14 protein-coding genes are annotated in these 16,080 nt (G+C 34.1%); 12 read left to right on the forward strand and 2 right to left on the reverse strand.

The window, feature by feature from the left end; all coding sequences use genetic code 11:
- Positions 1-71: 71 nt before the first annotated feature.
- The 6 genes from FA046_RS16330 (at position 72) to FA046_RS16355 (ending at position 5,778) form a co-directional block, all read left to right on the forward strand.
- Entirely contained in the window at positions 72-2,789 is a 2,718-nt protein-coding gene (locus FA046_RS16330) for a carboxypeptidase-like regulatory domain-containing protein (RefSeq protein WP_136827613.1), read from the forward strand.
- Between the two features lie 229 nt (positions 2,790-3,018).
- Positions 3,019-3,312, forward strand: coding sequence for a nucleotidyltransferase family protein (locus tag FA046_RS16335; protein ID WP_136827614.1), 294 nt, complete (start codon positions 3,019-3,021; stop codon positions 3,310-3,312).
- A complete protein-coding gene (locus FA046_RS16340) occupies positions 3,302-3,649 on the forward strand; it encodes a HepT-like ribonuclease domain-containing protein (RefSeq protein ID WP_136827615.1) in 348 nt (115 codons plus the stop codon). Before FA046_RS16335 ends, FA046_RS16340 begins: the two co-directional genes overlap by 11 nt.
- Positions 3,650-3,820: 171 nt before the next feature.
- The gene (locus FA046_RS16345) at positions 3,821-4,339 is read left to right on the forward strand and encodes a hypothetical protein (protein ID WP_136827616.1); all 519 of its coding nucleotides are present in this window, start codon (positions 3,821-3,823) and stop codon (positions 4,337-4,339) included.
- A gap of 2 nt (positions 4,340-4,341) precedes the next feature.
- On the forward strand, positions 4,342-5,091 hold the full coding sequence (locus tag FA046_RS16350; RefSeq protein ID WP_169303404.1) for an LVIVD repeat-containing protein: 750 nt from the start codon (positions 4,342-4,344) through the stop codon (positions 5,089-5,091).
- Positions 5,092-5,778, forward strand: coding sequence for a hypothetical protein (locus tag FA046_RS16355; RefSeq protein WP_136827618.1), 687 nt, complete (start codon positions 5,092-5,094; stop codon positions 5,776-5,778).
- A gap of 19 nt (positions 5,779-5,797) precedes the next feature.
- Here FA046_RS16355 and FA046_RS16360 read toward each other — a convergent pair whose 3' ends face one another.
- Both FA046_RS16360 and ispE read right to left on the reverse strand, forming a co-directional pair.
- Complete coding sequence (locus FA046_RS16360; protein ID WP_136827619.1) at positions 5,798-7,039, reverse strand: glycosyltransferase family 4 protein; 1,242 nt, start codon at positions 7,037-7,039, stop codon at positions 5,798-5,800.
- A 76-nt stretch (positions 7,040-7,115) separates the two neighbouring features.
- A complete protein-coding gene (gene ispE / locus FA046_RS16365) occupies positions 7,116-7,919 on the reverse strand; it encodes a 4-(cytidine 5'-diphospho)-2-C-methyl-D-erythritol kinase (protein WP_136827620.1) in 804 nt (267 codons plus the stop codon).
- Positions 7,920-8,140: 221 nt separating this feature from the next.
- Between ispE and FA046_RS16370 the strand changes: the two genes are divergently transcribed.
- The 6 genes from FA046_RS16370 (at position 8,141) to FA046_RS16395 (ending at position 16,080) form a co-directional block, all read left to right on the forward strand.
- A complete protein-coding gene (locus FA046_RS16370) occupies positions 8,141-8,962 on the forward strand; it encodes a thymidylate synthase (protein WP_136827621.1) in 822 nt (273 codons plus the stop codon).
- Between the two features lie 59 nt (positions 8,963-9,021).
- Complete coding sequence (locus FA046_RS16375; protein ID WP_136827622.1) at positions 9,022-9,549, forward strand: dihydrofolate reductase; 528 nt, start codon at positions 9,022-9,024, stop codon at positions 9,547-9,549.
- A gap of 106 nt (positions 9,550-9,655) precedes the next feature.
- Positions 9,656-12,613, forward strand: a complete 2,958-nt coding sequence (secDF, locus tag FA046_RS16380; protein ID WP_136827623.1) for a protein translocase subunit SecDF — start codon at positions 9,656-9,658, stop codon at positions 12,611-12,613.
- A 550-nt stretch (positions 12,614-13,163) separates the two neighbouring features.
- On the forward strand, positions 13,164-14,531 hold the full coding sequence (rlmF, locus tag FA046_RS16385) for a 23S rRNA (adenine(1618)-N(6))-methyltransferase RlmF (RefSeq protein ID WP_136827624.1): 1,368 nt from the start codon (positions 13,164-13,166) through the stop codon (positions 14,529-14,531).
- 101 nt (positions 14,532-14,632) lie between these two features.
- Positions 14,633-15,064 carry a MarR family winged helix-turn-helix transcriptional regulator gene (locus FA046_RS16390; RefSeq protein WP_136827625.1) on the forward strand — a complete coding sequence of 144 codons (432 nt, stop codon included), beginning with the start codon at positions 14,633-14,635 and terminating at the stop codon, positions 15,062-15,064.
- Between the two features lie 11 nt (positions 15,065-15,075).
- On the forward strand, positions 15,076-16,080 hold the full coding sequence (locus FA046_RS16395; RefSeq protein ID WP_136827660.1) for an NAD(P)/FAD-dependent oxidoreductase: 1,005 nt from the start codon (positions 15,076-15,078) through the stop codon (positions 16,078-16,080).

The following is a 16,080-nucleotide window of genomic DNA, read 5'->3' on the forward strand; positions in this document are numbered from 1 at the left end:
TAAAATTAATTTTTAACACAAGGTCTACAAATTAAAAAATTACATTAGAGCTTTAGTGCTCAAAGCAATTTATGAAATATCAAAAATCACTTTTTATTCTGTTTTTAATCTACACTTTTAGTTTAGATGTGGTTAATGCCCAAACTAACACGGCAACTGTCCCGCTCAAAACACTGGTAGAAAGAAAAGAAAAGTTAAGTTACAATCACCCATTTGAAAGTGTTTATTTACATTTTGATAAGCCTTATTATGCCGTTGGAGATACCATTTGGTTTAAAACCTATATCACCATTCAGCAGCATTTACCATCGCCTTTAAGTAAAATTGTTTATGTTGATTTGCTCAATAATAAAGATTCGCTGATACAAACATTAAAAATACCAGCCAATAATAGCGTTGCCAATGGTAATATGGTTTTGGCTTACCCCGATTTTAAAGAAGGCACCTACCATTTAAGAGCTTACACCAAATGGATGCTGAATTTTAACCAAAGCTATTTCTTCAAAAAAAATATTTATGTAGGCAATGCGCTTAATAAAGAATTAATAACAAACATTACTTTTAACGGAAGCATTACAGATAAAGCACAAAAAGTAAGTAGCACAATTTCTTATAAAGACGAATTAGGCAAACCATTGGCTGATAAAAAAGTAAGTTGGGAAGTAATAGCCGATGATGAAAAAATTGCCAGAGGCAAAGCAACTACTGATGCTAAAGGCTATATTACTTTAGATTTTAGCGGTTCAACAAAAGTTTCCATCAACAGAGGAGTGCTTAATACGGCGTTAGAAACCAGTGATCGCCGCATACTGAATTCATCTTTCTCTTTAAAAACAGCAATTCTTGAAAACGACATCCAGTTTTTTCCAGAAGGAGGAGAACTGATTGATGGAATGGACAAAAAAGTAGCTTTTAAAGCCATCGCTTCAAACGGATTAGGCGTAAATTTAAAAGGTAAAATTTTAGATGAGCAAGGAAAAGAAATCGTTTCTTTTGCCTCGCAGCATTTAGGGATGGGTAGCTTCTCTTTTATCCCACAAAAAAATAAAAAATATACTGCCAGCATCACCTTTGCAGATCAAACTCAAAAAAACTTTAGCCTTCCTCCTGTTAAAGAAGAATGCATCAGCTTATCAGCAAAAAGCGTTGGCGATAGTTTATGGGTAAACATCAATGTAAATGACGCTTATCTTCAAAAAAATCAAAATCAGGTAATTTATATTGTTGCGCAAAATGATGGTGTTTTTTTCTATGCCGCACAAACAGGTTTAAGACAAACAAATTATTCAGTAAAAATACCTCATAACCAGTTTCCAACGGGTATTTTACAATTAGCTTTACTTAATACCAGTGGCTTACCATTAAGTGAGCGATTGGTTTTTATTCAAAGAAAAGACGATGTAAAAATAAATGTAAAAACAGATTTACCCACATACACTGGTCGCCAAAAAATAAAAATGAGTATCAAAACCAGTGATGGTTTTAACCCTACTGAAGGAAGTTACTCTGTTTCGGTGGTAAATGACGCTAAAGTTCCGGTAAACGAAAACGAGGAAATCACTATTAAAAGTAACCTCCTGTTAAGTGCTGATTTGGAAGGCTATATAGAACAACCCAATTATTATTTCAACAAAACCGATGATCAAAAACTAGCCGATCTAGATATTTTATTGCTCACCCAAGGCTACCGTCGCTTCCTTTATAAAGATTTAGCCGCAGACGTTCAGCCAAAAATATCTTTTTTTCCAGAGCAATCTATGACCGTATCCGGCACCATTAGAAAAAGTAATGGCATGCCCTTAGAAAACGGCAGATTATTGTTTCAAATCCCCAGCAAACAATTTAATACTACCGGCACTACAGATAAAGAAGGAAAATTTGTTTTCAATAATTTAATTTTCAAAGATTCTTCTGAAGTGATTGTTAACGCCAGAAATAACGTAAATTCTAAAGACCTTAGAATAATATTAGACGGAGAGGCATTTCCATCTATTTACAGCAATGTAAACGCTCCCGACGAGCTATTAAACATAGATAGCACTTTGGGTATTTATCTTAAAAACAGCCGAATAGAGCATCAAAGTGCTTTTTTATTGCGTGAAGTAGTGGTAAAAAGTGCTCCGATAAAAAAACCAAGTCATGCAGATTATAGTGCCCTTAGCGGACTTAGTCAGATGGCAGATAGAGAAATTCCTAATAGCCAATTAAAAGGCTGCAAAAGGCTTATAGATTGTCTTGCAGCTGCAGGGTTAACCTTTATTGATCAGCAATTATTCTTAACCAGAAATTACAATCAAGGTTTAAAAGTACCCATAGAAATTTATGCAAATGGGATGCCCGTAGATGTTAATTATCTTTTTGGAGTAGAAGTAAGCAACGTAGAATCATTAGAGGTTTTTTTTAATGACGGTTTAAGCGGAATTAACAGATTATCTAATACCAGCGGCGTTTTGGTGGTTAATATGAGAGAAATAAAAAATACAGCCATGAGTGTTAATCAATTTAAAGCCCTTTTTCCGCCAACTAATGTACTCACTTACAAGCCAAAAGGTTTCACAACCGAACGCCAGTTTTACGTACCAAAATATAGCGGTCCGCGTAACAGTTTGCAAAGAGAAGATTACCGAACCACAATTTATTGGAATCCGGCTGTAAACACAGACAAAGACGGAAATGCCTCTTTTGAATTCTTCAACAGTGATGCAAAAGGGCTTTACAGAGTAGTTGTAGAAGGCTTAGATAACGGCGGAAACATTGGTAGAACAGTTTATAAATACCAGTTAAAATAAGTTTTAGAAAAGCAAAACCTGTAAAAATAAATTACGCCAGTCGGGTGTTTTGCTAAATCTTTTTGGCAGCCCAAACCAAAACCCAAAGCCAAAAAGCCTGCCCGTCCAGTTTAGGCTGGGATACCGCTTCACCCCCGTTTATTTTACAAAGTGAGGTGCTTTTTAAATGCCCATCAGACTAATGATTTTTAAATAATTAGAGTAGAAACGAATTCCTTATATTTGGGTAATGCGCTTAGAAACAGATAAAATAGAATCAATAAAAGCTTATTTCAGTAACCAACCGGTATTGAAAGCTTACCTATTTGGCTCCTACGTTCGCAAACAAGCAGATTATAATAGCGATATAGACATTTTAGTAGATCTAGACTATTCACAAAAAATAGGTTTAGGATTTATAAAAATGCAATTAGACCTCCAAGAAATTCTAAATATAAAAGTTGACTTAGTTTCTTCTCAAGCTTTATCTCCACACCTAAAACCAATTGTTGATCATGAAAAAGAATTGATTTATGCGAGGTAAATTAGGTGATAAAGCTCGTATTCATCATATTTTAGAAGCTCTTGAGGAGATAGAAACTTACTTAATTGAAATTGATTTTAACACTTTTCTTAATAATTCTATGATGCGGTTTGCCTGCATAAAACAAATGGAAATTATAGGCGAAGCCAGTAATCATATTTCAGAGGAAATTAAAAACCAATTTTCAGATATTGAATGGACTCAAATCATTGGTATGAGAAACATTTTTGTACACGAATACTTCGGTGTAGATTTAATTTTGGTTTGGGAAATTATTAAAAATGACCTGCCAATTTTAAAAGAAAGAATAATCAGAATTAGATCACTGTTAGATTAAATTCTCTCAATCCCTTTTAAATCTTAAAAACATTATTAACCTAGTTTATTCAATAACTTAACTTTCCCTTGTTAACCTAATATTAAATTTCCTCTAACCTGTATCATTTCATAACTTACTCAACGTAAGGCATTATAAACAGATCAAAAATTTATACTTAAAAAACTATCAATGAAAACAACTAAGAAAATTTGGCTGCTCTCCCTTCCTTTGTTATTAGCTGTAGGCTGCGTTGACTTTAACAGTACGCCTGTTGTTTATACAACATACAGCCCTATACTTATTACCAGAAGTAATTTAGCACAATCGGTAAGTATCAAACCGGTCACTAATATTGGTGATGCCGCAAAAATCTATTACAAAGACAATTACATTTTTATTAGTGAGCGTTTTAAAGGAGTTCATATTATAGATAATACCAACCCTAAAGCGCCAGTAAACAAAGGTTACATTGCAATACCTGGCTGTGTAGATATGGCTATAAAAAACAATATTCTTTATGTAGATAACGCTGTAGATTTAATTGCCATTAACCTTACCGAAGTTGAAAAAGGTAACCTTGTGGTACTAAAAAGAATAGAAAATGTATTCCCTGAAGTTTTCCCTCCAGATGGAGGTGTAATTCCTTCCAAATTTAACACTACAAACAGACCTAAAAATACCATCATTATTGGATGGAAAAACAACTAAACATGAAAAACTTAATTCTAATCTGTTCTATTTTTGTATTCACACTTTACTCTTGCAGTAAAGACGGCAGTTCTTATTCCGATTCAAATTCAGGAAGTTCTACCGGAGTTTCTGGCTCAATGGCTCGCTTTGCAATTGTTGGTGATAATTTATACACAGTAACCAGCACAAACGTTAAAATTTTTGATATTCAAAATGCAAGTGATCCTATTTTTAAGGTAGATCAGCCTTTTGGTTTTGGAATAGAAACTATTTTCCCTTTAGGAAACACATTATTTATTGGTAGTTCACAAGGAATGTATATCTATGATATCAACAATCCGCTAAGTCCAAAGTTAGAAAGTATGTACCGCCATATTTTAAGCTGCGACCCTGTAGTGGCCAATCAGCAATTTGCTTATGTTACTTTAAGTTCTGGCGCTACTCGCTGCTCACGAGGGTTAAATCAGTTAGAAGTAATTGATATATCCAATAAAAAACAACCAAAAGTTTCAAAAATATATCAAATGAGCAATCCAGAAGGATTGGCCTTAAATGGAAATGATTTATTTGTTTGTGATGATCAGGTAAAATGGTTTGATGCTACTAATAGTCCTGATTTAGTCCAAAAAGGAATCATCAATATAAAAGCTCATGATGCTATTGCAATTAATAAAACTTTAATGTTAATTGGAGAAAAAGGCCTTAGTCAATATGATTACAGCGGTGCAAATCCTGTTTTTTTAAGCGAAATTAAAATAGGGAATAATTAAATGAAACGTTTTACCTTATTCATCTTATGCTTTTTCATTTCTATTCACTTATTTGCGCAACTACGCAAAGTATCTTATGATGAAATAGCCAAAAGTAATTACCCAATTAGTGTAAGTTTTCAGCCAATTTTTTTGCTCAATAACGCATTAAAAGTGGATTTAGAAATGCAACAAAAAGAAAAAACTGGTGCTTTTATTGGCGGTTTAGAAGTTTATACAGGTAAAATTACTATACTCTACCCACAAGAATCAAACTTGGATGAAACAAACAACGAGGATAGAATTAATGGAATTGGGTTAAACTTAGCCTATAAGCTCAAATTTCAAAAATCAGAGAAGCTTACCAGCTTTTATTTTTCGCCCGGCGTTACCCTCAGAAACTTTAAACTTACCTTAAAAGGAGAAGGATTTTATACTTTTGAACAAGATGGTGTAGAGTATTATACTTACGGACCTGTAGAAAAAGATTATCCTATTAATTCGGCTTTGTTTTACGGAAACCTAGGTTATCACAAAGTTTGGAAAACCACCATGCTTTTAGATGCTTACCTAGGTTTTGGTTATAAAACTTCTACCAAAAACAATGAAGTAGAATTTAGCCGAAACTATAATGAATATGCTTATGGTTTTAATTTTAATGGCTACGCTGTGCAAGCTGGTTTAAAGTTTGGCTTTCAGATAAAATAAAACAGATTGTATTAGAATTTTACTTATTCTTCTCTTCTATCCACTTAGACATATATTTAGTACTCATTAAAGTATGATGTTGTAAAATAGCGCCCATAAAATTGGCCTTCCTATGTTCCAAAATATTTTCTTTCACATGATTTAAAGTTTCAATCAGTTCTTTATCCCAATGTTTTTCGTCAAATATTTGGTTAATCACCTCCACTCCATTCTGCTGAAATTTAGTCCAAACAGTTTCATTAGTGTATAATTTAACGGCATCATCAGCAAAATCTTTTGGCTGGTTAGCAATGTAACCTCCCCAAGGCAAACCATTATGCATGGCTTCGGCACCAATATGAGTGGTCACATTTGGTGTTCCGCTTTGCATGGCGTCAATTAGTTTCCCTTTTAAACCTGCACCAAATACCAATGGAGCTAAACAAACCTTGGCTTTCACCATCACATCTTTCACATTTCTTACCCTGCCTTTCACTAAAAATCCATCTTTAGGATTATTTAGTTGATTCACTTTTTCTGACGGATAAGCACCGTAAATATGCATCTGTGCTTCGGGCAACTTTTTTCTGATAGTAGGCCAGATTTCATTTTTCAAGAAAATTACCGCTTGATAATTAGGCTCATGTAAAAAATTACCAATGGTTATAAAATGCTCTCGCTCCTCAAAAGCTAACCAATTTTCTCGGTCGGCGTCAACAATCTGCGGAAGCATAAAAGGTAAATACATCAATAGAGTTTCATCAACATTAAATAAATCTACCAAAACCTTCATCTCATAAGTTGAGATAATTAATGATAAATCGCATCTTAAAATGCTGGCAATTTCTCTCTTAGCAACATCCTCATCCAACAAATCTTCTAACTTAAAATCCTTTTTTATTTTCCAGGCTTTCTGTCGGGCAGTTCTTAAACAATGTAAATCCTCGGTATCTAAAACTTTTAAAGCATGTGGGCAATTTTCAGACACTCTCCAACCAAATTGCTCTTCGGTCATAAACCTATCAAACAAAACCAAATCTGGTTTTAGAGCTTTTATAAATTCATCAAAACTGGCATCGTTTAATTTAATACTTACTTTTTCTATGCCATCAGTAGTTAAATCAACCATAAAATCACTATCGGCTGCGGCACTAGCAAACGTAATTTTCCAACCTTTTTTTACAAAGCTTTTAATCAATTGCATCATTCTACTACCCGCAGCAGATGAATTAGGTTCTGGCCAAACGGTGCCAATAATTAATACTTGTTGAATAACTCTCAATTTTTTTCTTTTTGTAATGATAAATAATATACGCTCTCCTCTTTTTAAGAATCAGAGCATAAAAAAATGTAAATCCTTAAATTCCGCTAAAAACTAAATTCTCTTTCTCTAACTCAATTAAATCTACAGGTTCTTTAAAAATCCCATAAACAGCTGCTCCGCTCCCACTCATTAAAGCAAATAAAGCTCCGGCCTCTAAAAGTGAGTCTTTTACTTTTTGTATTTGCGTATGATTCTTCAAAATATGTTCCTCAAAACCATTTTTAATTTTCCCTTGCCATTGTTCTACAGGTAACTCAATTAATTCTTTTAATGATTGCTGAGCTTGACTTGGCTTAACTCCGCTATAAGCTTCGGCAGTAGAAACATGAACCGGAGGCATCACTAATGCTAAATGATACGCAGAAAGATCTAGGATAACAGACTCAAAAACATCACCTTTATCAAATGCAAAAACAGGTTTATTCTCGATAAAAAAAGCACAATCTGCACCTAATAAGCGACAGTAATCTTGCATCTTATCAACTGTTAATCCCAACTTAAATTTCTCATTCACCAACTTAATAAAAAAAGCAGCATCGGCAGAGCCACCGCCCAAACCTGCGCCAATTGGAATATGTTTGTGTAAATGAATTTTGATAGGAGGAACATCAAAATCTTTTCGCAATAACTCATAAGCCTTTAAACACAAATTATTGCTGGCATCACCAGGGATTTCAATTCCTGAAGTTTCAAAACCCATTTCATTCGCTTCAATAACTTCTAAAGCATCTTTAATTTGAATAGGATAAAATATAGTTTCGAGGTTATGATAGCCATCGCTTCGCTTGCTGATGATATTTAAACCGATATTGATTTTGGCTGATGGAAAAGTAATCATCAATATTAACAATTAGGAGTTTTGCACATTAATAGGATTGCAAATATAGATTAATTTAATTTGCAGGAATAAATAAGTCAATTTACAATTTCAAATAATGATTTGGGCGTTTTAACACGCTATACGCTAAAGTCCCGATAAAAAATCGGGAGCTACCGCTCCTATCGTTAACGCATTCATATCACACGTTAAAAAATATTTTTATATCCAGATAAATAAAAATGAAACAATATTTAAATTTAATGCAACATGTTCTAGAAAACGGAACTCAAAAACACGACAGAACAGGAACTGGCACCATAAGCGTTTTTGGTTATCAAATGCGATTTAATTTAGCCGAAGGTTTCCCTTTGGTCACCACCAAAAAATTACACCTTAAATCTATCATACATGAGCTGATATGGTTTTTAAGTGGCGATACCAATATAAGATACCTTAAAGAAAATGGAGTAAAAATTTGGGACGAATGGGCTGATGAAAACGGAAATTTAGGTCCAGTTTATGGTTCGCAATGGAGATCATGGCCTACGCCAGATGGAAAACACATTGATCAGATCTCAAACATCATCCAACAAATCAAAAACAATCCCGATTCTAGAAGAATTATTGTTTCGGCATGGAATGTAGCCGAAATTGAAAACATGGCTTTACCGCCATGCCATAGTTTTTTTCAGTTTTACGTAGCACCCCCCGACCCCCTCAAGGGAGAAAAAAAATCAAAATTAAGCTGTCAATTGTACCAACGCAGTGCTGATATATTTTTAGGCGTTCCTTTTAATATTGCTTCATACGCTTTATTAACCATGATGGTGGCTCAGGTTTGTGATTTACAACTGGGAGATTTTATCCATACTTTGGGCGATGCGCATTTATACAACAACCATTTAGAGCAAACTAAATTGCAGTTAAGCCGCGAACCAAAAGCTTTACCGACCATGAAAATCAATAAAGAAGTAAAAGATATTTTTGGTTTTAAATTTGAGGATTTCACCTTAGAAAATTACGATCCACATCCACATATTAAAGGAGCTGTTGCTGTTTAGAAATAAACCGATATCAAAACAAATTGATTAAATATCAAAACAAATAACACATTTACACCATGAATATCCATCAGGACAATCAAGTCCCCCTTGGGGGATTTAGGGGTCTATCTCTTATTGTAGCCACCGACACCGAAAACGGCATCGGCAAAAACAACCAATTACTATGGCATTTACCGGAAGATTTAAAGTTTTTTAAAAGAACAACTTCTGGGCATACCATTATTATGGGACGCAAAACTTTTGATTCTATTGGCAAAGCATTACCAAACAGAAGGAATATTGTGATCAGTCGCCAGCCAGAATTTAAAATAGAAGGAGTAGAAGTTTACCCTAATTTGGATGCTGCTTTAGAGGCTTGCACCGATGAAAAAGAAGTATTTATCATTGGCGGTGGGGAAATTTACAAGCAAGCCTTACCAAAAACACAAAAAATTTACCTCACAAAAGTGCACCATGAATTTGATGCCGATACTTTTTTTCCAATGTTAGAAGCCAAAGACTGGCAAGTAACCTTCGAAGAAGATCATTTTAAGGATGAAAAACACCAATATGACTATTCATTTGTGATATTGGATAGACGTTAAATCTTTGCTAATAAATTAATATTTAAGGATTTTATAAATTAAAAATTTAATTAGCTTTGCCATCTTGAATAAAAACAGCATAATTACACAAATCAATTAAACTAAAATGCAAAACAAGGGAATTATTAAGTTTGCAGCAATTGTATTAACACTATTAAGTTTATATGCGCTTTCTTTCACTTTCGTCACAAACAAGGTAGAAAACGATGCTAAAGAGTATGCAAAAGGAGATCTTTCTAAAGAAAGAAGGTATTTAGACTCCATTTCTAACCAACCGGTTTATCCGTTATTAAATCATACTTATCAGTATGTGAAGCAACGTGAAATCCAATTAGGACTAGATTTAAAAGGTGGAATGAACGTAACTATGGAAATTGAGCTTACCGCTTTGATAAAAAGTTTAGCCAACAATCCATCAGACGCCACATTTAACCAAGCATTAAAAAATGCTCAAAACAATCTAACAAGTTCAAAGAAAAATTTAGTAGCCTTATTTGTCGAAGAATATGAGAAACTAAGTCCAACTGGTAAACTTGCTATTTTTTATTCTACAAAAGAAAATGCATCAGAAATTAAACTAGATGCTAGCAATTCAGAAGTTAAATCGTTTTTAGATAAACAAGCAAACTCTGCGGTAGAAAGATCTTTTAACATTTTAAGAACTCGTATAGATAAATTTGGTGTTACACAACCTAACATTCAATTACAAGAAGGTTCTAACAGAATTTTAGTAGAACTTCCAGGCGTTACAGATAAAGAACGTGTTCGTAAATTATTACAAGGTTCGGCTCAATTAGAGTTTTATGAAACTTATGATAATCAAGAAATCTTCCCTATTTTACAAAATGTAAATAACATTTTAGCAGCTAAACAGCCAAAAACTGAAACCAAAGCTGTTGCAACACAAGATAGCACTCCTATTTCAAAAGATAAGCCAGCTCTTTTAAGTGCAAAAAAAGACACTACAAAAAAAGACTCTTCTTCAATTGATGCGCTTGCAAAAACAAACCCTTTATTTGCCATTTTATCTCCTGCAACATTCCAAGGTGCAAACGGACAGCAAAGCTTACGTCCGGGCCCAACAGTAGGTTATGCAAACCAAAGTGATACTGCAAAAATCAACGCCATTTTTGCTCAAGAAGATGTAAAAGCATTGATCCCAGCAAACGTAAAATTGTATTGGGGAGTTAAAGCCATCTCTACAGAAAATAAAGTATTTGAATTATACGCAGTAAAACCAACAGGTGTTAATGGCGAACCCGCTTTGGCAGGAGATGTAATATCTAACGCCCGTGAAGATTTTGATCAACGCGGCAACCCAGAAGTGGTTATGGTGATGAAATCTGACGGTGCTCGTGAGTGGAAAAGAATTACTGCTTTAGCGGCAGGTTCTCCTCAAAGTGAAGATGATAATAAATCAATTGCCATTGTTTTAGATAATTCAGTTTATACAGCTCCAAGAGTTTCTGGTGAAATTCCTAACGGTATTTCTTCCATCTCTGGTAATTTCACTGTAGATGAAACTAAAGATTTAGCCAACGTATTAAAAGCCGGTAAACTTCCTGCTCCTGCTAAAATTGTAGGTGAATATGTAGTTGGACCAACTTTAGGTAAAGAATCTATTGATAAAGGTTTAGTATCTTCTATCGCTGGATTGGTTGTAGTATTGCTATTTATGTTATTCTATTATAGCAAAGCCGGCTACATCGCAAACTTAGCCTTACTAGCTAACTTGTTTTTCTTATTAGGTATTATGGCTTCTATTGGAGCTGTTTGGACATTGCCAGGTATTGCCGGTTTAGTATTAACCATTGGTATGGCCGTAGATGCTAACGTATTAATTTACGAAAGAATTAAAGAAGAACTAGAGTTAGGAAAATCTCTTAAACTTGCCGTTGCAGATGGTTTTAGCAATGCTTATTCTGCTATTATAGATTCAAACGTTACCACATTAATTACAGGTGTGATTTTAATGGTAATGGGTTCAGGTCCAATTTTAGGTTTTGCAACCACATTGGTAATAGGTATTATTGTATCTATGTTTACTGCTATATTCATCAGTAGATTAATTTTAGAAAGATCAATAAAAAACAATAAAACTATTTCTTTCTCTACCTCTTTTACAGCCAAACTTTTTAAAGGCTCTAATTTTGATTTCGTAAAAGGTCGTCGTAAATTTTATATTCTTTCTTCAGTAATTATCATTGCTGGTATTATCTCTATCTTTACCAGAGGCTTTAGTTTAGGTGTAGATTTTCAAGGTGGAAGAACCTATGTGGTAGATTTCCAAACAGAAGTAAGTACTGTTGATGTAAGAAAAGCATTAACAAATGCTTTTGAAAACGATGCGCCAGAAGTAAAAAGTTATGGTAATGGCGTTAGAATTACCACAGATTATTTAATTAATGATAATTCTGATAACGTTGAAACCATTGTTGAAGGTAAACTGAATGAAGGTTTACAAAAACTAGGCGTTAAATATGAAATAAAAGATGCTCAAAAAGTTGGACCAACGGTAGCTAATGACATTAAAACATCAGCTATTTACGCCGTAATCTTGGCTATTTTGGCCGTATTCATCTACATCGTAGTTCGTTTCCGTAAATGGGAATTTGGTGCAGCAGCCGTGGTTGCGCTGCTACATGATGTTTTGGTACTTTTAGCCATATTCTCTTTATTAAACGGGTTTGTTCCTTTCTCTTTAGATATTGACCAAGCATTTATTGCAGCAGTACTTACCGTAATGGGTTACTCCATTAATGATACCGTGGTTGTATTTGACAGGGTGAGAGAATACTTAAACGATGATAGAAACAAGAAAGAAACCTTACCTACCATTGTAAACAACGCATTAAACAGTACCTTAAGTAGAACTGTGGTAACAGGTATGTCAACCATATTTGTATTAATCATCTTGTTCATATTTGGTGGTGAAATTTTAAGAGGATTCTCTTTTGCGATGTTAATCGGAGTAATTTTTGGTACATACTCTTCTCTTTTCGTTGCAACACCATTTGTTGTAGAGTTCATCAGAAAAAATGATAAAGATAAAGATCAAAAATAATTAAGCCCTTAAACTAACCAATACATATAGGCTTTCAGATTTATTCTGGAAGCCTTTTTTCTTTTAAAACTATTTGAAAAGGTGCTGTTCACTTACAAAACAAAGGCAGTCGGGCTTTGCATTCATACGCCTTCAGGCCTTATTCACAGGCCGGTATCCATTTCAATACCGTTTATTTAATTTAGAACACTACAGGTAATATAGTTCTGTAAAAGAATTTAGACTACGAGAACCAATCTAGCTTCTTGATCTGGCTTTAAATTTTGTTCTATCTAATCTGGGTGGCTTATCCTCTGGGAAATTATAAGCAATACTATTAAGATAATTTGAAATACGACATCTTTCCTGCCGCGTCAATGTACCATAATAACTAGCATGGTCAGCTGCTTCTTCAGCTTTTGTCCTTTAAATTTTGTTCTATCTAATCTATAGGAAGCCATTGAGCAAACTTAATCAAATGAGATAGCTTATTCAAATCACACTAAGCAATATATCTTAAACAAATTCAATTGCTTATTCGTAAATTGCGCATCAAAATCCCCATATTTTAATGGCTAAAAAGAAACAAAAGAAAAGAAATCCAAAAGAAAAAGGAAAACTTCATCCAAGAAATAAGCATCAAGGCAGATATAATTTGAAAGAGTTAATGGTAACCTGCCCAGCTTTAGCTCCTTTCATCATCATTAATGAATATGAAGAGTATCAAAATGAAACCATAGATTTTGCAAATCCAGAAGCCGTAAAAACACTAAATAAGGCACTTTTAGAGCATTATTACGAGGTAAAGAATTGGGATATTCCAGCAGGATATTTATGTCCACCAATACCTGGCAGGGCAGATTATATTCATCATATAGCCGATTTATTAGCATCCAGTAATCACGGAGAAATAATAAAAGGAAATCAAATAAAATGTTTAGACATTGGAGTGGGTGCCAATTGCGTTTATCCGCTTATTGGAAACCATGAATATAAATGGAATTTTATGGGTTCAGATATTGATCCAACCTCCATTGAATCTGCAACAGCAATTGTAAATGCTAATTCTCATTTAAAAGCAAGTATTAAATTTAGATTGCAACCAAATCATAGAAATATTTTCCCTGGTGTTTTAGAAAAAACAGAACGTTTTGAAGTTTCTATTTGCAACCCTCCTTTTCATGCTTCACTGGCAGAAGCAACTGCTGGTACATTAAGAAAACTAAATAACCTAAGCGATCATAAAGTAACCGAAGCAAGCTTAAACTTTGGTGGACAAAATAGAGAATTATGGTGCCACGGTGGAGAAGGGAAATTTGTGAGCGATATGATCACTCAAAGTAAAGAATTTGCAAAATCTTGTCTTTGGTTTACCTCCTTAATTTCTAATCAAGCTCATCTAAAAATCGCTTACAATCAATTAGAAAAGGTAGAAGCTGTTGATGTAAGAACTATTTCAATGGGGCAAGGGAATAAAACAAGTAGAATTTTAGCTTGGTCTTTTCATACGCCAGAAGAGCAAACACAATGGATGGCTAAAAAGAAAGTCCAGAAAGAAATTGATATTGTGGTAGCTCCAGAACCCGATGAAGAGAAAGTAATAAAACCTGAGACTTTAGAAGTACTAGATACAGAGCCAGTACCCGAAACAGTAGAAGAAACCAAGACTGAGATAGTACCAAAACCTAAGGCAAAAAAAGTTTCAAAAGTTAAGACAGAGGAAGTATTAGAATCCAATTTAGTAGTAGAATCTGAGACTGAGGCGGCGCTAAAACCTAAGACAAAGAAAGTATCAAAACTCAAGACACCACAATTATCAGAACCCGAAACAGCGGAAGAATCTGAGAATGAGACAGTCCCAAAACTCAAAACAAAAAAAGTATCAAAACTCAAGACAGTAGAAAAAGAGCCAAAAGCTATTCCACCTGTCGATTTATAATCAATAAATTATTTTAAAGAGCTATCAAGAATTTGGTAGCTCTTTCTTTTTATAAAAAAACCAAACAATTTATAATTATATTTGTCATACTAACTATTAATATGACAACAGAAAAATTTAGTACTTATTCTTATTTGCTTGATCGCACCAACAGAAAGATCAAACAATACGCTCAAAACAAATTTAAAGAGGAAAACTTTGACATCACCGTTGATCAATGGTTAATTCTAAAAAACCTGAGTTTACATAATGATCAAAATCAAAGTCAATTGGCAGAACTTACAGGTAAAGATCATCCTACCCTCACCAGAATTCTAGATCTTTTGTGTAAGAAAAACTTAGTAGAACGCAGAGCAAGCGAAGGAGACCGACGAAGTTTTATCATTCACCTTACCGAATACGGTATCCAAAAACAAAATGAATGGGCCCCAAAAGTATCAGAAATTAGGACTAAGGCCTGGGAAAACCTAAGCGAAAAAGATTACGAAGATTTAAAAAGAATTTTAAACACCATATACCAAACATTATCATGAGCAATCATACCATCATTCATACAGATTTATGCATTATTGGCGCTGGCCCCGTTGGCCTATTTGCAGTTTTTGAAGCCGGTTTATTAAAAATGCGTTGCCATTTAGTGGATGCCTTGCCTCAAGTTGGCGGGCAATTATCAGAAATCTATCCGCATAAACCAATTTATGATATCCCTGGTTATCCAGAAATTAAAGCGCAAGAATTGGTAGATAACTTAATGGCTCAAATTAAACCTTTTGATCCAGGATTTACATTAGGTGAAAGGGTAGAAAATTTACAAAAACAAGAAGATGGAAGTTTTATCATCAGCACCAGCGATAAAACAGAAATTCATTGCAAAGCAGTTGTAATTGCAGGCGGATTAGGTTGCTTTGAGCCTCGTAAACCAGATATTCAAAATCTAGAACTTTTTGAAGGTAAAGGGGTGAGCTACATGGTTAAAAATCCAGAAGTTTACCGCGATAAAAAAATAATACTAGCCGGTGGTGGAGATTCTGCCTTAGATTGGACCATCTTTTTGGCCAATATTGCTAAAGAAGTGACTTTAATTCATCGTGGTGATACTTTTAGAGGCGCCCCAGACTCTGCAGAAAAAGTCTTTCAATTGGCAGAAATGGGTAAAATCAACCTGGTATTATCTTCTCATCTCACCAAAATTGATGGAAACCAACACTTAGAAGAAGTACATATTGTTGGAAAAGATAAAGAAGAACGCATTTTAAAAACAGATTACTTGATTCCTCTTTTTGGTTTGAGTCCTAAATTAGGTCCAATTGCCGAATGGGGTTTAAACATAGAAAAATCAGCTATTTCTGTTAATACAGAAGATTATTCTACCAATGTAGAGCGCATTTATGCTATTGGCGATATCAATACTTATCCAGGCAAACTAAAATTAATTTTAAGTGGTTTCCATGAAGCAGCTTTAATGGTTCAAAGTGCGTTCAAATTTGTTTATCCCGATCAAAAATTATCTTTCAAATACACCACCGTTTATGGTGTAAACAGCTTTTAA

The sequence above is a fragment of the Pedobacter cryophilus genome (assembly GCF_005116455.1).
In the GTDB taxonomy this organism is placed as follows: Bacteria; Bacteroidota; Bacteroidia; order Sphingobacteriales; family Sphingobacteriaceae; genus Pseudopedobacter; species Pseudopedobacter cryophilum.